The sequence below is a fragment of the Alcaligenes sp. LTN-3 genome, assembly GCF_059735605.1.
Map to the genome: position 1 here is coordinate 594,969 of NZ_JCAPDN010000002.1, position 18,343 is coordinate 613,311.

14 protein-coding genes and 1 other RNA gene are annotated in these 18,343 nt (G+C 55.9%); 10 read left to right on the forward strand and 5 right to left on the reverse strand.

What is annotated here, in order from left to right:
- Nucleotides 1-200 precede the first annotated feature (200 nt).
- The 4 genes from minE to AC6I6N_RS11125 all read right to left on the reverse strand — a co-directional run bounded on the left by minE (nt 201) and on the right by AC6I6N_RS11125 (nt 4,058).
- On the reverse strand, nt 201-479 hold the full coding sequence (minE, locus tag AC6I6N_RS11110; protein ID WP_042483380.1) for a cell division topological specificity factor MinE: 279 nt from the start codon (nt 477-479) through the stop codon (nt 201-203).
- Between the two features lies 1 nt (nt 480).
- Nucleotides 481-1,296: a septum site-determining protein MinD gene (minD, locus tag AC6I6N_RS11115; RefSeq protein ID WP_094195734.1), complete on the reverse strand. Its 816-nt coding sequence runs from the start codon at nt 1,294-1,296 to the stop codon at nt 481-483.
- Between the two features lie 223 nt (nt 1,297-1,519).
- On the reverse strand, nt 1,520-2,290 hold the full coding sequence (minC, locus tag AC6I6N_RS11120; protein WP_321277692.1) for a septum site-determining protein MinC: 771 nt from the start codon (nt 2,288-2,290) through the stop codon (nt 1,520-1,522).
- Nucleotides 2,291-2,300: 10 nt separating this feature from the next.
- Nucleotides 2,301-4,058, reverse strand: a complete 1,758-nt coding sequence (locus tag AC6I6N_RS11125) for a glutamine--tRNA ligase/YqeY domain fusion protein (protein WP_497943510.1) — start codon at nt 4,056-4,058, stop codon at nt 2,301-2,303.
- 161 nt (nt 4,059-4,219) lie between these two features.
- Here AC6I6N_RS11125 and AC6I6N_RS11130 point away from each other — a divergent pair, with 161 nt between their 5' ends.
- From AC6I6N_RS11130 to yfaE, 8 genes are all read left to right on the forward strand, one after another.
- Entirely contained in the window at nt 4,220-5,560 is a 1,341-nt protein-coding gene (locus tag AC6I6N_RS11130) for a cytochrome ubiquinol oxidase subunit I (RefSeq protein WP_094195737.1), read from the forward strand.
- Complete coding sequence (locus AC6I6N_RS11135) at nt 5,557-6,606, forward strand: cytochrome d ubiquinol oxidase subunit II (protein ID WP_094195738.1); 1,050 nt, start codon at nt 5,557-5,559, stop codon at nt 6,604-6,606. The genes AC6I6N_RS11130 and AC6I6N_RS11135 overlap by 4 nt, the downstream gene beginning before the upstream one ends.
- An 8-nt stretch (nt 6,607-6,614) precedes the next feature.
- A complete protein-coding gene (locus tag AC6I6N_RS11140) occupies nt 6,615-8,387 on the forward strand; it encodes a ClcB-like voltage-gated chloride channel protein (protein ID WP_094195739.1) in 1,773 nt (590 codons plus the stop codon).
- 21 nt (nt 8,388-8,408) lie between these two features.
- Nucleotides 8,409-9,545, forward strand: a complete 1,137-nt coding sequence (locus AC6I6N_RS11145; protein WP_094195740.1) for a fimbria/pilus outer membrane usher protein — start codon at nt 8,409-8,411, stop codon at nt 9,543-9,545.
- A 9-nt stretch (nt 9,546-9,554) separates the two neighbouring features.
- Nucleotides 9,555-11,381 carry a DNA helicase RecQ gene (recQ, locus tag AC6I6N_RS11150; RefSeq protein ID WP_094195741.1) on the forward strand — a complete coding sequence of 609 codons (1,827 nt, stop codon included), beginning with the start codon at nt 9,555-9,557 and terminating at the stop codon, nt 11,379-11,381.
- A 198-nt stretch (nt 11,382-11,579) separates the two neighbouring features.
- Nucleotides 11,580-13,859 carry a class 1a ribonucleoside-diphosphate reductase subunit alpha gene (nrdA, locus tag AC6I6N_RS11155; RefSeq protein WP_094195742.1) on the forward strand — a complete coding sequence of 760 codons (2,280 nt, stop codon included), beginning with the start codon at nt 11,580-11,582 and terminating at the stop codon, nt 13,857-13,859.
- Nucleotides 13,860-13,877: 18 nt separating this feature from the next.
- Complete coding sequence (gene nrdB / locus AC6I6N_RS11160; RefSeq protein ID WP_094195743.1) at nt 13,878-15,014, forward strand: class Ia ribonucleoside-diphosphate reductase subunit beta; 1,137 nt, start codon at nt 13,878-13,880, stop codon at nt 15,012-15,014.
- Complete coding sequence (gene yfaE, locus AC6I6N_RS11165; protein ID WP_094195744.1) at nt 15,011-15,319, forward strand: class I ribonucleotide reductase maintenance protein YfaE; 309 nt, start codon at nt 15,011-15,013, stop codon at nt 15,317-15,319. Before nrdB ends, yfaE begins: the two co-directional genes overlap by 4 nt.
- 16 nt (nt 15,320-15,335) lie before the next feature.
- Here the strand turns inward: yfaE and AC6I6N_RS11170 are convergent, their stop codons facing one another.
- On the reverse strand, nt 15,336-17,150 hold the full coding sequence (locus AC6I6N_RS11170) for an ATP-binding cassette domain-containing protein (RefSeq protein WP_108728036.1): 1,815 nt from the start codon (nt 17,148-17,150) through the stop codon (nt 15,336-15,338).
- A 65-nt stretch (nt 17,151-17,215) separates the two neighbouring features.
- Here AC6I6N_RS11170 and rnpB point away from each other — a divergent pair.
- An RNA gene (rnpB, locus tag AC6I6N_RS11175) (RNase P RNA component class A) lies at nt 17,216-17,622 on the forward strand.
- A gap of 289 nt (nt 17,623-17,911) precedes the next feature.
- On the forward strand, nt 17,912-18,340 hold the full coding sequence (gene mraZ, locus AC6I6N_RS11180) for a division/cell wall cluster transcriptional repressor MraZ (protein WP_003803565.1): 429 nt from the start codon (nt 17,912-17,914) through the stop codon (nt 18,338-18,340).
- Nucleotides 18,341-18,343: the final 3 nt, after the last annotated feature.

Consider the following 18,343-nt stretch of genomic DNA (forward strand, 5'->3'; position numbering starts at 1 on the left):
CCATCTCTGGCGCGAAGAAAAATCGGAACTGGCCGATTACCAAGGCGAAATTGTACCTTATCTATTAGCCACCTAGCCGCATTGCGCCAGCCGTCACAGGTGTTTTTCGCCTTGCTTTTGGTATAGGGAGCTGCCAAGAAAATGGCCATCCGCATGGGATGGCCATTTCAAGCAGCAAGCGTTTGATTGCCAGTGGCGCTTTACTTGTTTTCCAGCGCACTGGCATCAATTTGCGGCATTTCGATTTTGACTTCCAGCACTTCCAGCGAGTCCTGGCGATCAAGGTTTACCTTGATATCATCGGGATTAATCTTCACGTAGCGCGAGATGACCTCGACCAGCTCTTTTTGCAAGCGGGGCAAGTAGTCCGGGGCAACCCCACCTTGACCACGTTCGTTAATGAGGATCAGTTGCAGACGGTCTTTGGCGACCGTTGCCGAGGTTTTTTTGTGACCGAGCAGGAAGGACAGGAAAGACATATTACTTTCCTCCGAACAGGCGCTTGAATAGCCCTGGTTTTTCGTAATCCACAAAACGCAACGGTTTTTCACCACCCAGGTAACGATCTACGATGTCCTGATAGGCCTGGGACACATCACTTTCTTTGAGATGGATAACGGGTACTCCTTGGTTGGATGCTTGCAGCACGGTCTCCGACTCGGGAGTGACCCCAATCAGTTTGATGCGCAAGATATCTTCCACGTCCTGCAAGGACAGCATCTCGCCGTCCGATACGCGCTTGGGGCTGTAACGGGTCAGCAGCAAATATTCTTTGATGGGCTCTTTGCCTTGTTCACCACGGCGCGATTTGGCGGCCAAAATGCCCAGGATGCGGTCCGAGTCACGAACCGAGGATACCTCGGGGTTGGTCACAACCAGTGCATCGTCTGCGAAGTAGGAGGCCATCAAGGCGCCGGTTTCGATACCTGCGGGCGAATCGCACACAATGTATTCAAAACCCATGCCCTTGAGCTCTTCCAGTACTTTCTCCACGCCTTCGCGGGTCAGGGCGTCTTTGTCACGCGTCTGGGAAGCGGGCAGGATGAACAGATTTTCCAGCTGTTTGTCACGGATCAGGGCCTGGTTCAATGTGGCTTCGCCCTGGATCACGTTGACGAAGTCATACACTACGCGTCGCTCGCAACCCATGATCAGATCCAGGTTGCGCAAACCGACGTCAAAGTCGATGACCACGGTCTTGTGACCGCGCATCGCAAGACCAGATGCAAAACTGGCACTGGTGGTGGTTTTGCCCACACCACCCTTGCCGGAGGTCACTACAACTATACGCGCCATGACAATCGGATTCCTTTGTTTTTCAAGTCACATAATCGTAAAGCATAACGGGCCTTATTTTGACATCCGTTCTGCCACTTTACCTACTGCTTAGAAACAAAACATATCAATTGCTTTGTTCCGTGTCAGCTTACACGGTTGCACTTGCACTTGCTTGCTCTCAGGCGGGCTCTCAGTGCAAGCCACTATAAAAAGCGCCGGCAAATGCCGGCGCCTTGTACTGTCAGGGGCTCAGGGGATCAAATCTGAGCGTGTCGTCTTCCAGCGTGACCACGGCTGGCTTGTTGCGTAACTGCGCATCCAGTCGCGTTTCAATAATGCGATACACGCCGGCAATAGCGATCAGTTCCGGGTCCAGCTCGGTCGTGAAGATGCGTGCCTTGGTATCGCCACGGGCACCGGCCATGGCTTTGCCTCGCAGTGGGCCGTAAACATGGATATTGCCATCGGCCACTACTTCTGCGCCCTGACTGACTGCCCCGATCACAATCAGGTCGGTGTGGCGCGCATAGATACGCTGGCCGGAGCGCAACTGACGGTTGATGAGAAGGGCAGCCGGGGCTTGAGCAGGCGGCGGTGGGGTGGGCGTTGCGGGTACCTGTTGCTGGGCCGTTTGCGATAGCACGGGCACGTCCTTGTCCGGAGCTGCCTGGGCTTGAGGGCGGGCAGGTGGGTTGGACAGTTCAACGTGTGGCAAACCGCTGTCGATGGCGTTGTCGGCATGACCGGGGTGGGCAATGATGCCGACCGGATGCAGTTTGTGCTGACGCAGCGCGTCCACCAGTGCGGTCCAGTCCACCGGCGCGTCAATGGCGCTGGCATCGATGACGACGGGTTCGTCCTCAAAGAAGGAGCCAGCGTCTTTCATGCGTTGAGCCAGTGCGGCTAATTGCTCGGCCGTATCAGCCGAACGCAGCACCACTCGTACGGCGTACAGGGTGGCGCTTTTGAAATCCAGGGCTTGAGGCCCCTTGGCATGAGTCTGATCGTTCACGTCAATAGCCTTAGACCCAGGTGTCTTTCAGAGTCGTTGTACGGTTAAGAACGGGTTTTTCTGGTGTCGAATCCACACGGTCAGCCACAAAGTAGCCCAGGCGCTCAAACTGCCAGCGAGCATCGGGGGTGGCCTTGGTGCCGGGTTCCAGCCAGCCCTGAATCACGCGCAGCGAGTTCGGGTTGATGTGCTCCAGGAAGTCCTGGTCGGCCGCGTCGGGCTGGGGATGGGCAAAGAGACGGTCGTACAGACGGATCTCGGCGGCAATCGCGTGCTCGGCGCTGATCCAGGTGATATTGCCTTTGACCTTGACCGAGTCCGCACCGGGCGTGCCGCTCTTGGTGTCAGGCAGGTATTCAGCCAGAACCTGAGTGACATTGCCTTGCTCGTCTTTCACGCAGCCGGTGCAGCGCACGACATAGCCATATTTCAGACGCACGGTATTGCCGGGGAACAGGCGGAAGTACTTTTTAGGTGGCTCTTCCTTGAAGTCCTCGCGCTCGATGTACAGGCGACCGGAGAAAGGGAACTCGCGTTGACCAGCCTGCGGATTGTGCGGATTGCGCGGTGCGTGGCACAGCTCGCTGTGGCCTTCGGGGTAGTTGGTGATGATCAGTTCGATCGGATCCAGAATGGCAACGCTACGGTCGGCCACGGGATCCAAGTCATCGCGCAAAGCTTGTTCCAGCAAACTGTAGTCCACGTGCTGGGCGGCTTTGGACACACCCAGACGGTCAGTAAACAGACGGATGGCGCCGGCGCTGTAACCACGGCGACGCAAACCGGCCAAGGTAGGCATGCGCGGATCGTCCCAACCTGATACGCGGTTTTCCTGAACCAGTTGACGCAGTTTGCGCTTGCTGGTGACCACGTAGGACAGGTTCAAACGCGAAAACTCGTATTGTTTGGGCAATGGGTCGGATAACTGACCCAGCTCGACCAGACGCTCCAGAATCCAGTTGTAAAAGGGGCGCTGGTCTTCAAACTCCAGGGTGCACAGGCTATGGGTGATGCGCTCCAACGCATCTTCCACAGGGTGTGCCCAACTGTACATGGGGTAGATGCACCATTTGTCGCCCGTGCGATGGTGTTCCGCGTGGCGGATGCGGTACATGGCCGGGTCGCGCATATTGATATTGGGCGAGCCCATGTCAACCTTGGCACGCAAGGCCATACTGCCATCGGGGTGCTTGCCGTCACGCATTTCGCGCAAGAGCTTGATGGATTCTTCGGCAGGGCGGTCGCGCCAGGGCGAGTTCACGCCTTTTTCGGTCAGGGTGCCACGGTTGATACGCATTTGTTCAGCGTTCTGTTCGTCAACGTAGGCATGACCCGCATTTACCAGTGCTTCGGCAAACTGGTACATATAGTCGAAGTAGTCGCTGGCAAAGTACAGGTTTTCTTCTTTCTTGAAGGTCCAGTCAAAGCCCAGCCATTTCACCATGTCGATAATGGCGTCCACGTACTCCTGCTCTTCTTTTTCAGGATTGGTGTCGTCAAAACGAAGGTGGCAGGCGCCTTGGTAGTCGCTGGCCAGCCCGAAGTTCAAACAGATACTTTTGGCGTGCCCGATGTGCAGATAGCCATTGGGCTCGGGGGGAAAGCGCGTACGAATACGCGCGGCATCAACAGCCGCCCCTTCCTGGGTGCTTGCCGGGCCCGGCTGACCGGCCCAGGTCTTTTGTGCGTAACGGCCAGCGCTCAAGTCCTGGTCGATGATCGTGCGCAGAAAATTAGATACGGGAGCGGGAGTGGTGTCAGAGGTCATACACGTTTGAAATAAAGAAGCCGACAGACGAATCGGCCATTTTGCCACGTTCTTGTTTTAGAGGGGTATTTACCCCATGAACGTGTTCTGAAAAATCAGGAGGAAACTTGGGGTAGTATGGTGGCGTTTGCTGGCCAATTCACCCTACACTAGCGCTCATTATGACGCACTCCGCCCTTTCCCTGTCTCATGCCCAGTTTTTCCTTAGTCTGGGATTCATGCTGCTGTTTCTGGCTCTGGAGCTGGGGTTGGCCTGGGTGTTGCTGTATTTCAAAGTCAGAACCTTCGGCAGCAACGCAACGGCCTGGATGGGCGCGTACCGTTTTTGGGTGCGTCTGTTCGCATTGGCGTTCATTTTAAGTTTTGCTGCTTCCATGCCGGTACTGATTCAGTTTGGCAGCGTCTGGCCAGGGCTGATGGCGCAGGTAGGTGATGTGATTGGCCCGATGCTGGCCGCCTCCATGTTGTCGCTGTTTATCTTCAAGTCCTGTTTTCTGGGAGTCATGCTGTTTGCCCAGCGCATGCTCTCCAATCTGGTTCATACCCTGGTGGTGCTGATGGTGGCCCTGGGCGTCACCGTGACGGCATTTTGGCTGGTGGCGATGGTGGCCTGGATGCAGGTGCCAACGGGGGTGGATGTTATTGAAGGCCATTACGTGGTGCTGGAGTGGCTGGATGTGCTCAGCACACCGGCCTTGCCGTGGTATGCCGGTCTATTATTTGCAGGCAGTTTACTGACGGTCGCCTTTTTTATTTTGGGCGTGACTTGTGCGCAAACCATGCAAAAACCGGTTACCGATCAGGAGCGTCTGGCTTTTCGTAGTGCCTTGTTTTTAGGCGCCGCCGCTTGGCTGGCCCTGGTTTTTGCGGTGGTGGGCAATGGTTTCATGACAGCCGAGCATCAGCCTGCCAAGGCAGCGGCGACGGCAGCGTATTGGGAAAGCGGCTCGCAACCTGATCTGATTCTGGTCGCCGCGCCCTCGGCCATGCAGGACAGCGTCCTGGGTGTGTTGCGCTGGTCACACGCCGGTGGTCGCTGGCTGGGCCGCAATGACAGTGGCATCCTGATGGGTCTGGATCAGTTTTCTGAAGCCATGCCCCCCGTTACCTTGACCTTCTGGTCCTTTCGTGTGGCGGTGCTGGCCGGCGCATTGATGTTTTTTCTCTTGATGTGGGTCTGGTTGCGTACCCGTCGTTATGGCCTGGATCCGCATTCGCTTTCTTATAGAGAGCGCCAGGGTATGGTGGTCGCGTCTGTACTGGGCTGGATCATGTTGTTGGGCGGCGCAGCGTATGTCTTGCTGGGCTTTCTGCCTTATCTGGTAGGTAACGATATTCAGGCCGTACAAGTGCAAAGTACCGAACCTGTTTTTACTGTGGGACTGGGTTTGCTGTTTTATAGCCTGGTCTACGTCTTGTGCATGATTGGTTTTTTCCAGAAATTACGACATGCCGTTCGTTTTGGTGTGGTGCCGATCGCACGTCATCGGGGTCGGGCATGATTGATTCTTTTGCAAATGCGCTGGGTTTGGGGGCCCATGATCCCGCGTTCTGGATGCCGCTGGCCTTTTTGGCCCTGTTCTTTTTGATTATTGTGGCCGGTACGGTTCTGGATGGCTTCGATATTGGTGTGGGCTGCCTGTCCTTGCTGGCACCGGATTCCCTGCGCCCGCGCATGCTGTCCTTGCTTAGCCCTTGGCGCGATGCCAACGAATTCTGGTTGTTTCTGGGTTTGGGCTTGTTTGTCTGCGCCTTTCCTAAAGCCTGGGGTGCAGTGATGGGGGGACTGTATGCGCCTTTATGCGCCTTGGGCGTGGGTGTCTTTGTCCGCTCCGTCTCCTTTGAGTTCCGGCTGCGTGCACCGGTAGAGCGTCAGTCTCGCTGGCAAATGGGCTTTGCCCTGGGTTCCTGGTTGACGGCGTTCTCCCATGGCGTTTTGTTGGCACAAGTCGTGGTAGGTTTTCAAAGCGATGCGGGCTATATCTGGTTCTCTATCTTCATGGGCTTTTGCGCTATTGCCGCTTACTGCTTGTTGGGCGCCAGTTGGCTCATCATGCGCGAGGCAGGCGAACTGCGTGCCCGTGCAGTGAACTGGGGGCGTCGCTCGGTGCGTTGGTTTGCGGCCGGTGCGGTGGGCGTTTCGGTGGTGTTGGCCTTTGTGAATGCCGGTGTGCTGCTTAAATGGAGCGATGGGCCTTACTGGGGCTTGGTCCTGTTCTTGTGGGCCTTGATCCTTAGCTGCTTTGTGTCGATTGAAATGAGCCTGCAGCGCATGATCAACAGCAGCTATCGCACTACCGCCTTGCCCTTTTTGCTGACTTTGTTCGTCATGGTCTGTGTCATGGCGGGTTTGGCTTTCAGTTTCTTTCCCTATTTGATTCTGGACGAGATGACGATCTGGGACGCCGCCGCCGGGGTACCCGCCTTGAGCCTGATTCTGTCGGCGATTGTGATTACCTTGCCCATCGTGTTGATATTTAACGTGTGGGTGTATTGGCGTATGTTTGGATTGTCCCGCCCACCTTTGCCGCCCAGCTTTAAAGGCTGACCTTTTTTATGATTGCCCATTCCGTGCTGTCGATGCGCAAGCGTCTGCAGGGTTTCAAGTGGTTGTCTGACATGCCCGCCATGCTGGCCTGGGCGGTCTTGGCCGGTATCCTGGGGGCCTTGGCGACCTTGGCCTTTCATCAGGGCATGCGCTTTGTGCAGCAAGTGGTCACAGGACAGCACGGTGGCATCGTCGCGGTAACGGAAAGCTTGCCTTGGTACATGCGCCTTTTGTTTCCCACCTTGGGAGGTCTGTGTGCCGGTATCTTGTTGTGGCTGGCGGGGCGTCTGCCGTCGGGCAGCAATTCAGACTATATGGAAGCAGTGGCTATTGGTGATGGCCGTTTGTCCATTCGCCAGGGCTTGCTGCGATCCTTGTCCTCTTTGATGACGGTGGCCTCGGGCGGCTCTATTGGGCGGGAAGGGGCGATGGTACACCTGGCTTCCTTGTCTGCTTCTGCGATTGGCCGTTTCACGCTGTTTGGTGAAGCTCGTCTGCGTTTGCTGGTGGCTTGTGGTGCCGCAGCCGGGGTGGCTGCCGCCTATGGCACCCCTATTGCCGGCGCTGTGTTTGTGGCCGAGATTGTGCTGGGTACCATGACCATGAGCAGCTTTGGCCCCTTGTTGATGGCAGCCGTTAGTGCCCATCTGACCATGCGTGTGCTGGGCGGCTATCACGCTCCTTATGAAATGACCAATGTGCAGGCGGTTGCGGGTTGGGACATTCTGCCTTTTCTGGTTCTGGGAGTGCTGATTGGTCTGGCTGCGCCCGCTTTCTTGAAGTTGCTCAATCTGTTTCGCACCCTGTTCAAGCGTACCGGCCTGGGTCTGCCCTTGCGTTTGGCGCTGGGGGGGCTGTTGCTGGGGCTTTTGCTGATCGTGATGCCGCGCGTGGCAGGTAACGGCTTCAGTGTCGTGTCTTCCATGCTGCATAGCGACTGGGCCTGGTACAGCGTGCTGCTGATTCTGGCACTCAAGGTTCTGGCGACGGGCCTGACAGTCGGTTCGGGCGCTGTCGGTGGTGTGTTCACCCCTGCGATCTTTGTGGGCGCCGCCTTTGGTACTTTATTTGGCCAGTTGAGCGTGTTGATCTTGCCGGGTCTGGACTTGCCTTTGTATCTGTTCACCCTGGTGGGCATGGGGGCGTTTTTGGGGGCGGCAACCAGTGCGCCCTTCATGGCCATTTTGATGCTGTTTGAAATGACATTGAGCTATCAGTTGGTGTTGCCGCTGATCGTGGCCTGTGTCATGGCCTATTTTGTCTCGCGGGGTGTGGCCGAGGTGGCCATGTATGAAGTCACACTGGTGCGCGAACGCGATGCCTTGCTACGTCACAAATTGCGTCACACCACCTTGGCCGAGTTGGTGCGTCCGGCCGATACCGTGGTCAGCACCACCACCCAAATGCGTGATGCCTTGCAGATGTTTCTGGATTATCCCGTGCGCTATCTTTATGTGGTGGACGAGGAGCAGATCTATCAAGGTGTGATTGCCCAGCCTGACCTGACCCGGATGTTGTTGGACGACAACGCTGCCCAGGAGCGTGTGGTGGGCGATATTTTGCGTATGGATTTCGTCAAGACGCTCTACCCGAATATGAGCCTGGACGAGGCTCAGGAGCACTTTGTCAGCTTTGCTGGAGAGCGCCTGCCTGTATTGAATGGTGACGGCTCGGGCCGCCTGATTGGTGTAGTCTATAAGTCTGCTGTGCTGGAAAAATACTCCGCCATCAAACGCTCCTTGGATGCGAGCGGCGAAGTGATGTTGGATGCCCGGCGCTAAACTCTTTTTGTGACATAAACCATGCGTACCAAAGCTTGCCAGCGAGGCTTGGCAGGCGGGCTGATTGTCGGTCTTGCCATGCTGTTCGCTGTTCCATTGGCCACTGCTCAAAACCGTGTCGGGCTGGAGAACCTGTCTGCCACGCAGGTGTATGGTGTGGATGAGGCCCAGGCGATTCCCTCTCAGGACCTTCCCCCGGTAGAGCCGTTTTTTGATGCTTCGCAATGGCATCGCCAGGGCGACCAGGATTTGCTCAACCCTGCCGCGTCCCTTGATTTTTCTTTTTCTGATTTCAGCCTGAGCGGTTCCACTACTGCCAGTCTGGCTCGCTCCATTCAATATAGTCAGCAGTCCTCGCCGATCTGGAATGGGCGCTGGTTGAGCAGCGCACCCGATCAGGTCTGGCAGTTTGGCGAGCGCAATTGGCGCTACGTCAATGAAGATGGCTTGCAGTTGACCCTAGGTAATGACACGGTGACGGCCCCAGACTGGGCTCGGCCTGTGGAGCTGGGCGGCATCAATATTACCCAGCAGTTTGAACAAGGCCCGGCTGGTCCTTGGCGCTATGCGCTGGCCGTCGGTGCGCTGGATATAACCGGCAAGCAAGACAATGGGGATCTGGTGTACGGATCGTCGGCAAGCAGCTTGATGGTCAGCACCGACGTCACCAGCAGGACCAGTATTGATACCCAGATGGAAAGCGCGCGTGATTTTGGCCTGACCGGGGTGGGCGCTACCTACCGTTCTCCTGATTTTGGGGTGTGGCAGGCCAGTGTGGCCAAGGCTTCCCATGCGGTCGGGCAGGGCTGGCGCTATCAGGCAGCTTACGGCCTGGATGTGTTGGATGATTTGCACCTGCAATGGCAAGGCGAACGCTACCAGGATCACTTCCTGGATCTAAGCCGCTATCAGGGCATGAAGATCGATGCGGCCAGCAGCCGACAGGTGGTGGGGCTGTCCGTGCCTTTGCGTCGCTGGGGCGAGGTCAAGACCCAGTACGAGGTGCAGCAGGCAATGGCCGGTGGGCAGAATCGCTACCTTGGGGTCACGCAGCAGTTCTGGTACAGTCCCCACCTTAGGGTGGGTTTGCAAGCTCGCCGTCATCTGGAAAGTCGCCAGTCGAACATCGCGCTGCGTTTTTCTATTCCGATTTTTTAAGCAGGCGGCATGGCCCAGTCAGCACTTGAGGTTCTTCAGGAAGTTTTTGGTTATGACAGTTTTCGTGGTTCTCAGCACGAGATTATCGAGACCCTGATCCAAGGCGGTGATGCCCTGGTCTTGATGCCCACCGGCGGCGGAAAATCGCTCTGTTACCAGATTCCTGCTTTGGTGCGACCCGGCACCGGCGTGGTCGTGTCCCCTCTGATTGCCTTGATGCAGGATCAGGTGGATGCGCTCAATGAATTGGGTGTGAATGCCGCCTATCTGAACTCCACCCAGGATTGGCAGACCGCCCGCGAGGTCGAGCGCGAGTTTCTGACGGGACAACTGGACTTGCTCTATGTCGCCCCTGAGCGTTTGCTGACAGATCGCTGCCTGGATTTGCTGGCACGCGGCCAGGTCTCCTTGTTTGCCATTGATGAAGCCCACTGCGTATCGCAATGGGGGCACGACTTCCGCCCGGAGTATCTGGGCCTGGATTTGCTGGCTCAGCGCTGGCCAGGGGTGCCGCGGGTTGCCTTGACGGCGACTGCCACTCAGTTGACGCGGGTAGAAATTGCCCAGCGCCTGAAGCTGGAAGAGGCCCGGCATTTTGTCGCCAGTTTTGATCGCCCCAATATTTGCTATCGCATCATCGAAAAGAACGAGGTGCGCAAGCAGCTCTTGAGTTTTATTCAGGAAGAGCACTCGGGCGATGCGGGAATTGTGTATTGTTTGTCGCGCTCTCGCGTGGAGGACACGGCCGAGTTTCTGTGCAAGAACGGCATTCATGCCTTGCCCTACCACGCAGGGCTGGATGCACAGCAACGCGCCATCAACCAGGCTCGCTTTCTTCGAGAAGAAGGGGTGGTCATGGTGGCGACCATTGCTTTTGGCATGGGCGTCAATAAACCGGATGTGCGTTTTGTGGCCCACATTGACCTGCCCAAATCGGTAGAAGGGTATTACCAGGAAACCGGGCGAGCAGGGCGCGATGGTGAAGCCGCTACCGCCTGGCTGGCCTATGGCCTGCAAGACGTGGTGCAGTTGCATCGCATGATTAACCAGTCGCAAGGCGATGCGGCACACCGGCGCCAGCAAGGCCATGCGCTCGATGCCATGCTGGGCCTGTGCGAAACCATTTCCTGCCGCCGTCAGCGCTTGCTGGCCTATTTCGATCAGCAGATCGAACCGTGTGGGAACTGCGATACTTGCCTGGAGGCTCCAGAAGCCTGGGATGGCACTGTGGCCGCGCAGAAAATGCTGTCCACTATTTATAGATTGTGGCGCGAGCGTGGCCAGCGCTTTGGCGCCGGCCATCTTATTGATATTTTGTTGGGCAAGCTGACCGAGCGTGTCAAAGAGCATGAGCATGACAAGCTCACCGTCTTTGGTGTGGGCAAGGAACTGACCGATCAGGCTTGGCGCGGGGTGCTGCGCCAGTTGCTGGCGCATAGTCTGGTCGCGGTCGACCCGGAAGGGTACGGCACCTTGTTGCTGACCGAGGCCAGCCGAGAAGTGCTCAAAGGGGAGCGCACCTTGATGTTGCGGCGCGAAACCGTAACACGTGGGCCAGCCGCCCATCGCGTAAAAGGTCAGGCGCCTGCCGGACCTGCTCTGGAGCCCGATCAACAGCGACGGTTCGAGGCTTTGCGCGCCTGGCGTGCCACTACCGCACGCGAACACGGCGTACCGGCCTATGTCATTTTCCATGACGCCACTTTGCGGGAAGTTGCCATCCGTTGCCCCAGCTCAGAGGCTGATCTGGAGCCGATTACAGGCATAGGTGTACGCAAAAGAGAAGCCTATGGCGAGGCTTTGCTGCGCTGCGTTCAAGAACTGCAAACGCAATAAAAATTGTTAATGGCGCAAAGATTGGTTGCATTTTTTTTGCGCTGAATTTGCGTTGCAAAGACAAATCCGCTATTCGCTCAATCCGCTATATGTAGTAGAATGGCGGCAATATCACACTATATATGGTGTGCATCAACTGACGCTGGCGGCTGCAAAAGCCGCGTCCCCCGTCAATCACCACCGATTTCCGAGACTGACATGCAATCAACCGAACAGTTAATGGTCACTAAGCGAGATGGCCGTACAGAACCTATTAACCTCGACAAGATTCACCGAGTAGTTGATTGGGCTGCTGAAGGTCTGAGTAATGTGTCCGTCTCTCAAGTAGAGCTGCGCTCTCACATTCAGTTCTACAACGGCATTCGCACCAGCGATATTCACGAAACCATCATCAAGTCGGCGGCGGATCTGATCTCTGAAGATACGCCTGACTACCAATATCTGGCCGCCCGCCTGGCGATTTTCCACCTGCGCAAAATCGCTTTTGGCCAGTTTGAGCCTCCCAGCCTGTTTGATCATGTGACCTTGCAAACCAAGGAGGGTCGCTACGATCCGCATCTGTTGCAAGACTACACGCGCGCCGAGTTCGATGAGCTGGATGCGCATCTGGATCACTGGCGTGACATGAACTTCTCTTACGGTGCCGTCAAGCAGTTGGAAGGCAAGTATCTGATTCAAAACCGCGTGACCAAGCGCATCTACGAAAGTCCCCAGTTCCTGTACATGCTGGTGGCCATGTGCTTGTTTGCCCGTTACCCGGCCGATACTCGCCTGGGCTTTATCAAGCGCTTTTACGACGCCGTATCGCAATTCAAGATTTCCTTGCCCACGCCCATCATGGCTGGCGTGCGCACACCCACCCGTCAATTCAGCTCTTGCGTGCTGATCGAATGTGACGACAGCCTGGACAGCATCAATGCCACGACCAGCGCCATTGTTCGTTACGTGTCACAGCGTGCCGGTATCGGTATCAACGGTGGACGTATTCGCGCTGTAGGCAGCGAAATTCGGGGTGGTGAAGCACAACACACAGGTTGCCTGCCTTTCTTCAAGATGTTCCAGGCTGCGGTGAAGTCCTGCTCGCAGGGCGGCGTGCGCGGCGGTGCGGCAACCTTGTTCTACCCCATGTGGCACCTGGAAGTGGAAACACTGCTGGTCCTGAAGAACAACCGTGGTGTGGAAGAAAACCGTATCCGTCACCTGGACTACGGCGTTCAGATCAACCGTTTGTTGTACCAGCGCCTGATCAAGGGCAGCCACATCACGCTGTTCTCGCCGCATGACGTGCCCGGTTTGTACGAAGCCTTCTTTGCCGACCAGGACGAGTTCGAGCGTCTGTACGAGATGTACGAGCAAGATCCCGCCATCCGCAAGCGCAGCCTGCCTGCCGTGGAGCTTTTCTCTTTGCTGATGCAAGAGCGCGCCAGCACCGGCCGTATCTACATTCAGAACGTGGACCATTGCAACACGCATAGCCCATTCCAGGCTGACCGCGCTCCTGTGCGCCAGTCCAATCTGTGCATGGAAATCGCTCTGCCCACCAAGCCCTTGAACGATCTGAACGATCCTGAAGGTGAAATCGCACTGTGCACTCTGTCGGCTTTCAACCTGGGGGCTCTGGAGTCCCTGGACGAGCTGGACGGCCTGGCTGAACTGATTGTTCGTGCTCTGGATGCCTTGCTGGACTACCAGGATTACCCGGTCAAGGCCGCGCTGAATGCAACCAACAAGCGTCGTTCCCTGGGCGTTGGCGTTATCAACTACGCGTACTACCTGGCCAAGAACGGCACCCGCTACTCCGATCCTGCTGCCTTGGGTCTGACCCACCGCACGTTTGAAGCCATCCAGTACTACCTGTTGAAGGCTTCGGTGCAGTTGTCGCGCGAATACGGTCCTTGCGAGGCCTTCGACGAAACCACGTACGCCGCTGGTTTGCTGCCTACCGACACGTACAAGAAAGACGTGGACGGTATTTGCAACGAGCCGTTGCACCTGGATTGGGAAGCCCTGCGTGCTGACATCGTCAAGCATGGTCTGCGTAACTCGACCCTGACCGCCCTGATGCCGTCGGAAACCTCCAGCCAGATCGCCAATGCCACCAACGGTATTGAGCCCCCGCGTGGTTTGGTGTCCGTCAAGCAATCCAAGGATGGCATCCTGCGTCAGGTAGTGCCTGAATTTGAAAAATATAAGGATCAGTACGAATTGCTATGGCAAATGCCCGGCAACGACGACTACCTGAAGTTGGTTGGCGTGATGCAGAAGTTTGTCGATCAGTCGATCTCTGCAAACACCAACTATGACCCACAGCGGTTTGAGGGTGGTCGCGTCCCGATGAAGCAACTGCTCAGGGACTTGCTGCTGGCCTACAAATACGGTGTGAAGACCTTGTACTACCACAACACCCGCGACGGAGCGGATGATTCGCATGGCGAAGTAGAGGACGACGGTTGCGCAGGCGGCGCGTGCAAGATCTAAGCAAGGGTAAAGAGCATCATGACTACCTATAGTACTTTTTCTAAAACGGATAACGATCAGCTCAAAGAGCCCATGTTCTTTGGGCAGCCGGTTAACGTAGCGCGTTACGACCAACAGAAATATCCGATTTTTGAAAAGCTGATTGAAAAACAGCTGTCCTTTTTCTGGCGCCCAGAAGAAGTCGATATTACTCAGGATCGGATCGACTATCAGAACCTGCCTGATCATGAAAAGCACATTTTCATCAGCAACCTGAAATATCAAACCTTGCTGGACTCCATCCAGGGGCGTAGCCCCAATGTGGCCTTCCTGCCCCTGGTGTCGATTCCAGAGCTGGAAACCTGGATCGAAACCTGGGCGTTTTCCGAGACGATTCACTCACGCTCGTACACGCACATCATTCGCAATATTGCCAATGATCCGTCCGTTATCTTTGACGACATCGTGCGTAACGAGAACATCCAGTTGCGTGCCGCCGATATTTCGTCGTATTACGACGACCTGATCAGTGACACCATGTTGTACGCCCAGTTGGGGGCTGGTGAACATGAGATCAACGGCGAGACTCGCACGTTGAGCCTCTATGAGCTAAAAAAGAAGCTGTATCTGTGCATGATGAGCGTCAATATTCTTGAGGCCATCCGCTTTTACGTCAGCTTTGCCTGCTCCTTTGCCTTTGCCGAGCGCAAGTTGATGGAAGGTAATGCCAAGATCATTCGCCTGATCGCTCGTGATGAAGCGCTGCACCTGACTGGTACGCAGCACATCATTAATATCTTGCGTTCTGGTAGTGACGATCCTGAGTTCGCTCAGATCGCTCATGAGCTAGAGCCGGTGTGTTTTGACATGTTCAAAGACGCGGCCGAGCAGGAGAAGCAGTGGGCGGATTACCTGTTTCGCGACGGTTCCATGATTGGCCTGAACAAAGACATTCTGAGCCAGTATGTGGAATACATCACCAATATCCGTATGGGTGCAGTGGGCCTGAAGCCTGCGTTTGAGTCTGTCAAACACAATCCCATTCCATGGATCAACACCTGGTTGTCCTCGGACACCGTGCAGGTGGCACCTCAAGAGGTGGAGTTGAGCTCTTACCTGGTCGGTCAGATTGATTCGGCCGTGTCGGCTGGCGACTTCGACGGTATTGAGCTATGAGTCTAGTCCGGACAACTGATGATTACTTTCAGTTGCGGGACGGCGAAACCTTGTTGGAAGGTTTGGAGCGAACCGGCCATCAGGTCGAGTACCAATGCAGGAGCGGCTATTGCGGCTCCTGCCGTATTCCTCTTGTTTATGGAAAGGTTGCCTATAAAGAGCAGCCCTTAGCGTATGTCGGCCCAGGCGAGGTTCTGCCGTGTTGTTGCACGGTACTCGAGCCGATCATGGTCGATTGTCAGCGCGTTGCCCGGACTGAAGAGGAATCTGTGGATCAGTTCGGCTTTACAGGGCTGAATCCCTGATTCCCCCGTCTCCCCTTTAGCTGGCTAAGCGTTTTTCTTCCAGTTTTTCCCAGCGTTCAAATAGCTGCTCCAAGTCTTTATTGAGCTGATCCAGTTGGCTGTTGATCTCGTCGGCCAGGGTAGAGCCATCTTTATAGAGATCCGGTGCGCTTAGTTGTTCTGCCAGTTCGGCTTGCTGGCTTTCTATGGCTGCAATTTTCTCGGGCAGCGCTTCCAGTTCCTTTTCTTCCCATGGCGCCAGACGGCCAGGCTTGGCAGTCTTGGTGTTGCGCTCGGTTGCAGATTTTTCGGCTGCGGCTGGCGCTGGAGCACTGCTGGCCGCTGTCTCGGTTCTGGTTTGCGGACGTTGTGCCAGCCACTCGTCGTAGCCACCTACATATTCACCCCAATGGCCGTCGCCCTCAGCAGCAATGACCTGAGTGACTACGTTGTCCAGGAAGGTACGGTCGTGGCTGACCAGCAGCACAGTGCCGGTGTAATCCTGAATCAGGTCTTCCAGCAGTTCCAGCGTTTCAATGTCCAGATCGTTAGTCGGCTCGTCCAGCACCAATACATTCGTGGGTTGGGCGAACATACGGGCCAGCGCCAGACGGGCACGCTCACCGCCGGACAGACTACGTACAGGGGAGTGAGCGCGGGCGGCGGGGAACAGAAAGTCCTCCAGGTAACTCATGATGTGCTTGCGCTGATTGCCAATTTCCACCCACTCGCTGCCAGGGCTGATGGTGTCAGCCAGCGTGGCGTTTTCGTCCAGGCGGCTACGCATCTGGTCAAAGTAACCAATATTCAGTTTGGTGCCGTGGCGTACTACACCGGAATTGGGTTCCTGCAAACCCAGCATGATGCGCAATAAGGTGGTCTTGCCTGCGCCGTTGTGGCCGATTAGACCAATACGGTCGCCACGCATCAGCACGGTCGAGAAGTCTTTGATCAGGATGCGGCCATCGTAGCCGTGTGTGACGCCTTGCAGTTCCGCAACCAGTTTGCCGGAGCGTTGGCCCTCAGAAATGGCGAATTTGACGTCGCCCGAACGTTCGCGACGCTCGGCACGGTCACGGCGTAATTGTTCCAGACGGCGCACCCGGCCCTCGTCGCGGGTGCGGCGCGCTTGCACGCCCTTACGAATCCAGACTTCTTCCTGGGCCAGGAATTTGTCGAATTTGGCATTTTGTTGCTTTTCCGCTTCCAGGAACTCTGCTTTGCGTTCCTGCCATTGGCTGAAGTTGCCGGGAAAGCTGAAGAGTTTTCCACGATCCAGCTCGATGATGCGGGTAGTTACCACATCCAGGAATCGGCGGTCGTGGGTAATGATGACGGCACTGCCGCGAAAATCCAGCAGCAACTGTTCCAGCCAAAGAATGCCGTCAAAGTCCAGGTGGTTGGTGGGCTCGTCCAGTAAGAGCAGATCAGGCTCTTCCACCAGCGCATTGGCCAGGGCCACGCGTTTGCGCTGGCCGCCAGACAGGCTGCCGGTCAGGGCGTCGGGGTCCAGCCCCAGCTTGTCCATCAGAGCATTGACTCGGGCAGGGCGTTGCCAGTCCTCGGTTTCGGTGAAATCGCCACACAGAAAGTCGTAAATGCTGACTTCGGGATCTAGCTCGGGTTCTTGTTCGACGGTGGCAATTTTCAGCCCACCCAGTCGTTTGATCTGGCCGTCGTCAGGCGCCTGGCGTTGATCCAGAATTTTCAGAAGTGATGATTTGCCAGCACCATTGCGCCCGATCAGACCGATGCGTTCGTTTTTTTGTATGACCAGATCGGCATGGTCCAGCAAGGGATGGTGGCCGAATGCCAACTGGACATCGGTCAGGGAAATCAGATTGTTGGACATAAGACTCCAGATAAAACAGCGCGTCCTGCGAATTTCTCTATTGTCGCAGGTTACAATGCATCTGTGAGGCAGGCTGGGCAGTCGCGGTACGCAAGTATCGAGGAAGGTCCGGACTCCATAGAGCAGGGTAGCGGCTAACAGCCGTCCGGCAAGGCTGGCATCACGTCAGATAAGCCGAGGACTAGGGCCACAGAGACGAGACCACAGCAAGGGCTTGCGCAAGCAGGCACAGATACGGCCACTTCCGTGTTTTCTTGCATTTCGGTGCAAAGTGCTGTGGGGTGAAACGCGGTAACCTCTACCCGGAGCAATACCAAATAGGCATACGCAGGCTTTTTAGCCGATAGGCGGCTCGTCTTAGTATGCGGGTAGGTAGCTAGAACCGGCCAGCAATGGTCGGTCCAGAGGAATGATTGCCGGTCAGCGGGTTCCCGCTGGCATACAGAATCCGGCCTATAGGCCTGTCTCACACTTCTCCTGGCATTCGCCACCAATTGCATTGATTTCGTACATTTGAAAGCAATTGTTAAGGATGTTGAATCCTTGGCAGGAGTCGCTTGTGCGCGTTTTTATAACAATTCACTTTTAATGCGCAACGCAATTTCTTGATTTAACACAGTATTTTTTTTCCGTCACTTCTAGGATAGTGCGCTAAGTGCTTGTTGTGATTGAAAAAATTGCAACCGCTGCCTTGACCGAAAAGCCTTTCCCCCGTAGAGTGGGGAAAAGTAGGAAATAGTGTAAAAAAGTGGGGGAAAAAAGTGTTCCAAGGCAGCAGCGCACTCACACTGGATGCTAAGGGTCGGATGTCCATTCCGACTCGGCACCGTGACGCGCTTTTGCAACAGGAACAAGGCCGCTTGACCCTCACTCGCCATCCCGACGGCTGTTTGCTGGTGTATCCGCGCAGTGTGTGGGAAGAAAAGCGCGAACAAATTGCCCGCTTTCCCATGAGTGCCCGTTTCTTGCAACGCCTGCTGCTGGGTAGTGCTCAGGACGTTGATCTGGACTCCGCTGGTCGGATATTGATCGCTCCCGAACTGCGCGCCGCAGTGGGGCTGGAGCGCGACGCCATGCTGCTGGGTATGGCCACCCATTTTGAGTTGTGGAATGCCCAGGAACTGGAACGCCGACAGGCCCAGGATCTGGCTGAAAACTCCACAGACGTATTCGACACTTTTTCTTTCTGAGTA

What these genes read in the sequence shown, in the direction of transcription:
- minE (WP_042483380.1), bottom strand. Translation starts at nt 479, where the DNA reads ATGTCTTTCCTGTCCTTCCTGCTCGGTCACAAAAAAACCTCGGCAACG.
- minD (WP_094195734.1), bottom strand. Translation starts at nt 1,296, where the DNA reads ATGGCGCGTATAGTTGTAGTGACCTCCGGCAAGGGTGGTGTGGGCAAA.
- AC6I6N_RS11125 (WP_497943510.1), bottom strand. Translation starts at nt 4,058, where the DNA reads ATGACCTCTGACACCACTCCCGCTCCCGTATCTAATTTTCTGCGCACG.
- AC6I6N_RS11130 (WP_094195737.1), top strand. Translation starts at nt 4,220, where the DNA reads ATGACGCACTCCGCCCTTTCCCTGTCTCATGCCCAGTTTTTCCTTAGT.
- AC6I6N_RS11135 (WP_094195738.1), top strand. Translation starts at nt 5,557, where the DNA reads ATGATTGATTCTTTTGCAAATGCGCTGGGTTTGGGGGCCCATGATCCC.
- AC6I6N_RS11140 (WP_094195739.1), top strand. Translation starts at nt 6,615, where the DNA reads ATGATTGCCCATTCCGTGCTGTCGATGCGCAAGCGTCTGCAGGGTTTC.
- AC6I6N_RS11145 (WP_094195740.1), top strand. Translation starts at nt 8,409, where the DNA reads ATGCGTACCAAAGCTTGCCAGCGAGGCTTGGCAGGCGGGCTGATTGTC.
- recQ (WP_094195741.1), top strand. Translation starts at nt 9,555, where the DNA reads ATGGCCCAGTCAGCACTTGAGGTTCTTCAGGAAGTTTTTGGTTATGAC.
- nrdA (WP_094195742.1), top strand. Translation starts at nt 11,580, where the DNA reads ATGCAATCAACCGAACAGTTAATGGTCACTAAGCGAGATGGCCGTACA.
- nrdB (WP_094195743.1), top strand. Translation starts at nt 13,878, where the DNA reads ATGACTACCTATAGTACTTTTTCTAAAACGGATAACGATCAGCTCAAA.
- yfaE (WP_094195744.1), top strand. Translation starts at nt 15,011, where the DNA reads ATGAGTCTAGTCCGGACAACTGATGATTACTTTCAGTTGCGGGACGGC.
- AC6I6N_RS11170 (WP_108728036.1), bottom strand. Translation starts at nt 17,150, where the DNA reads ATGTCCAACAATCTGATTTCCCTGACCGATGTCCAGTTGGCATTCGGC.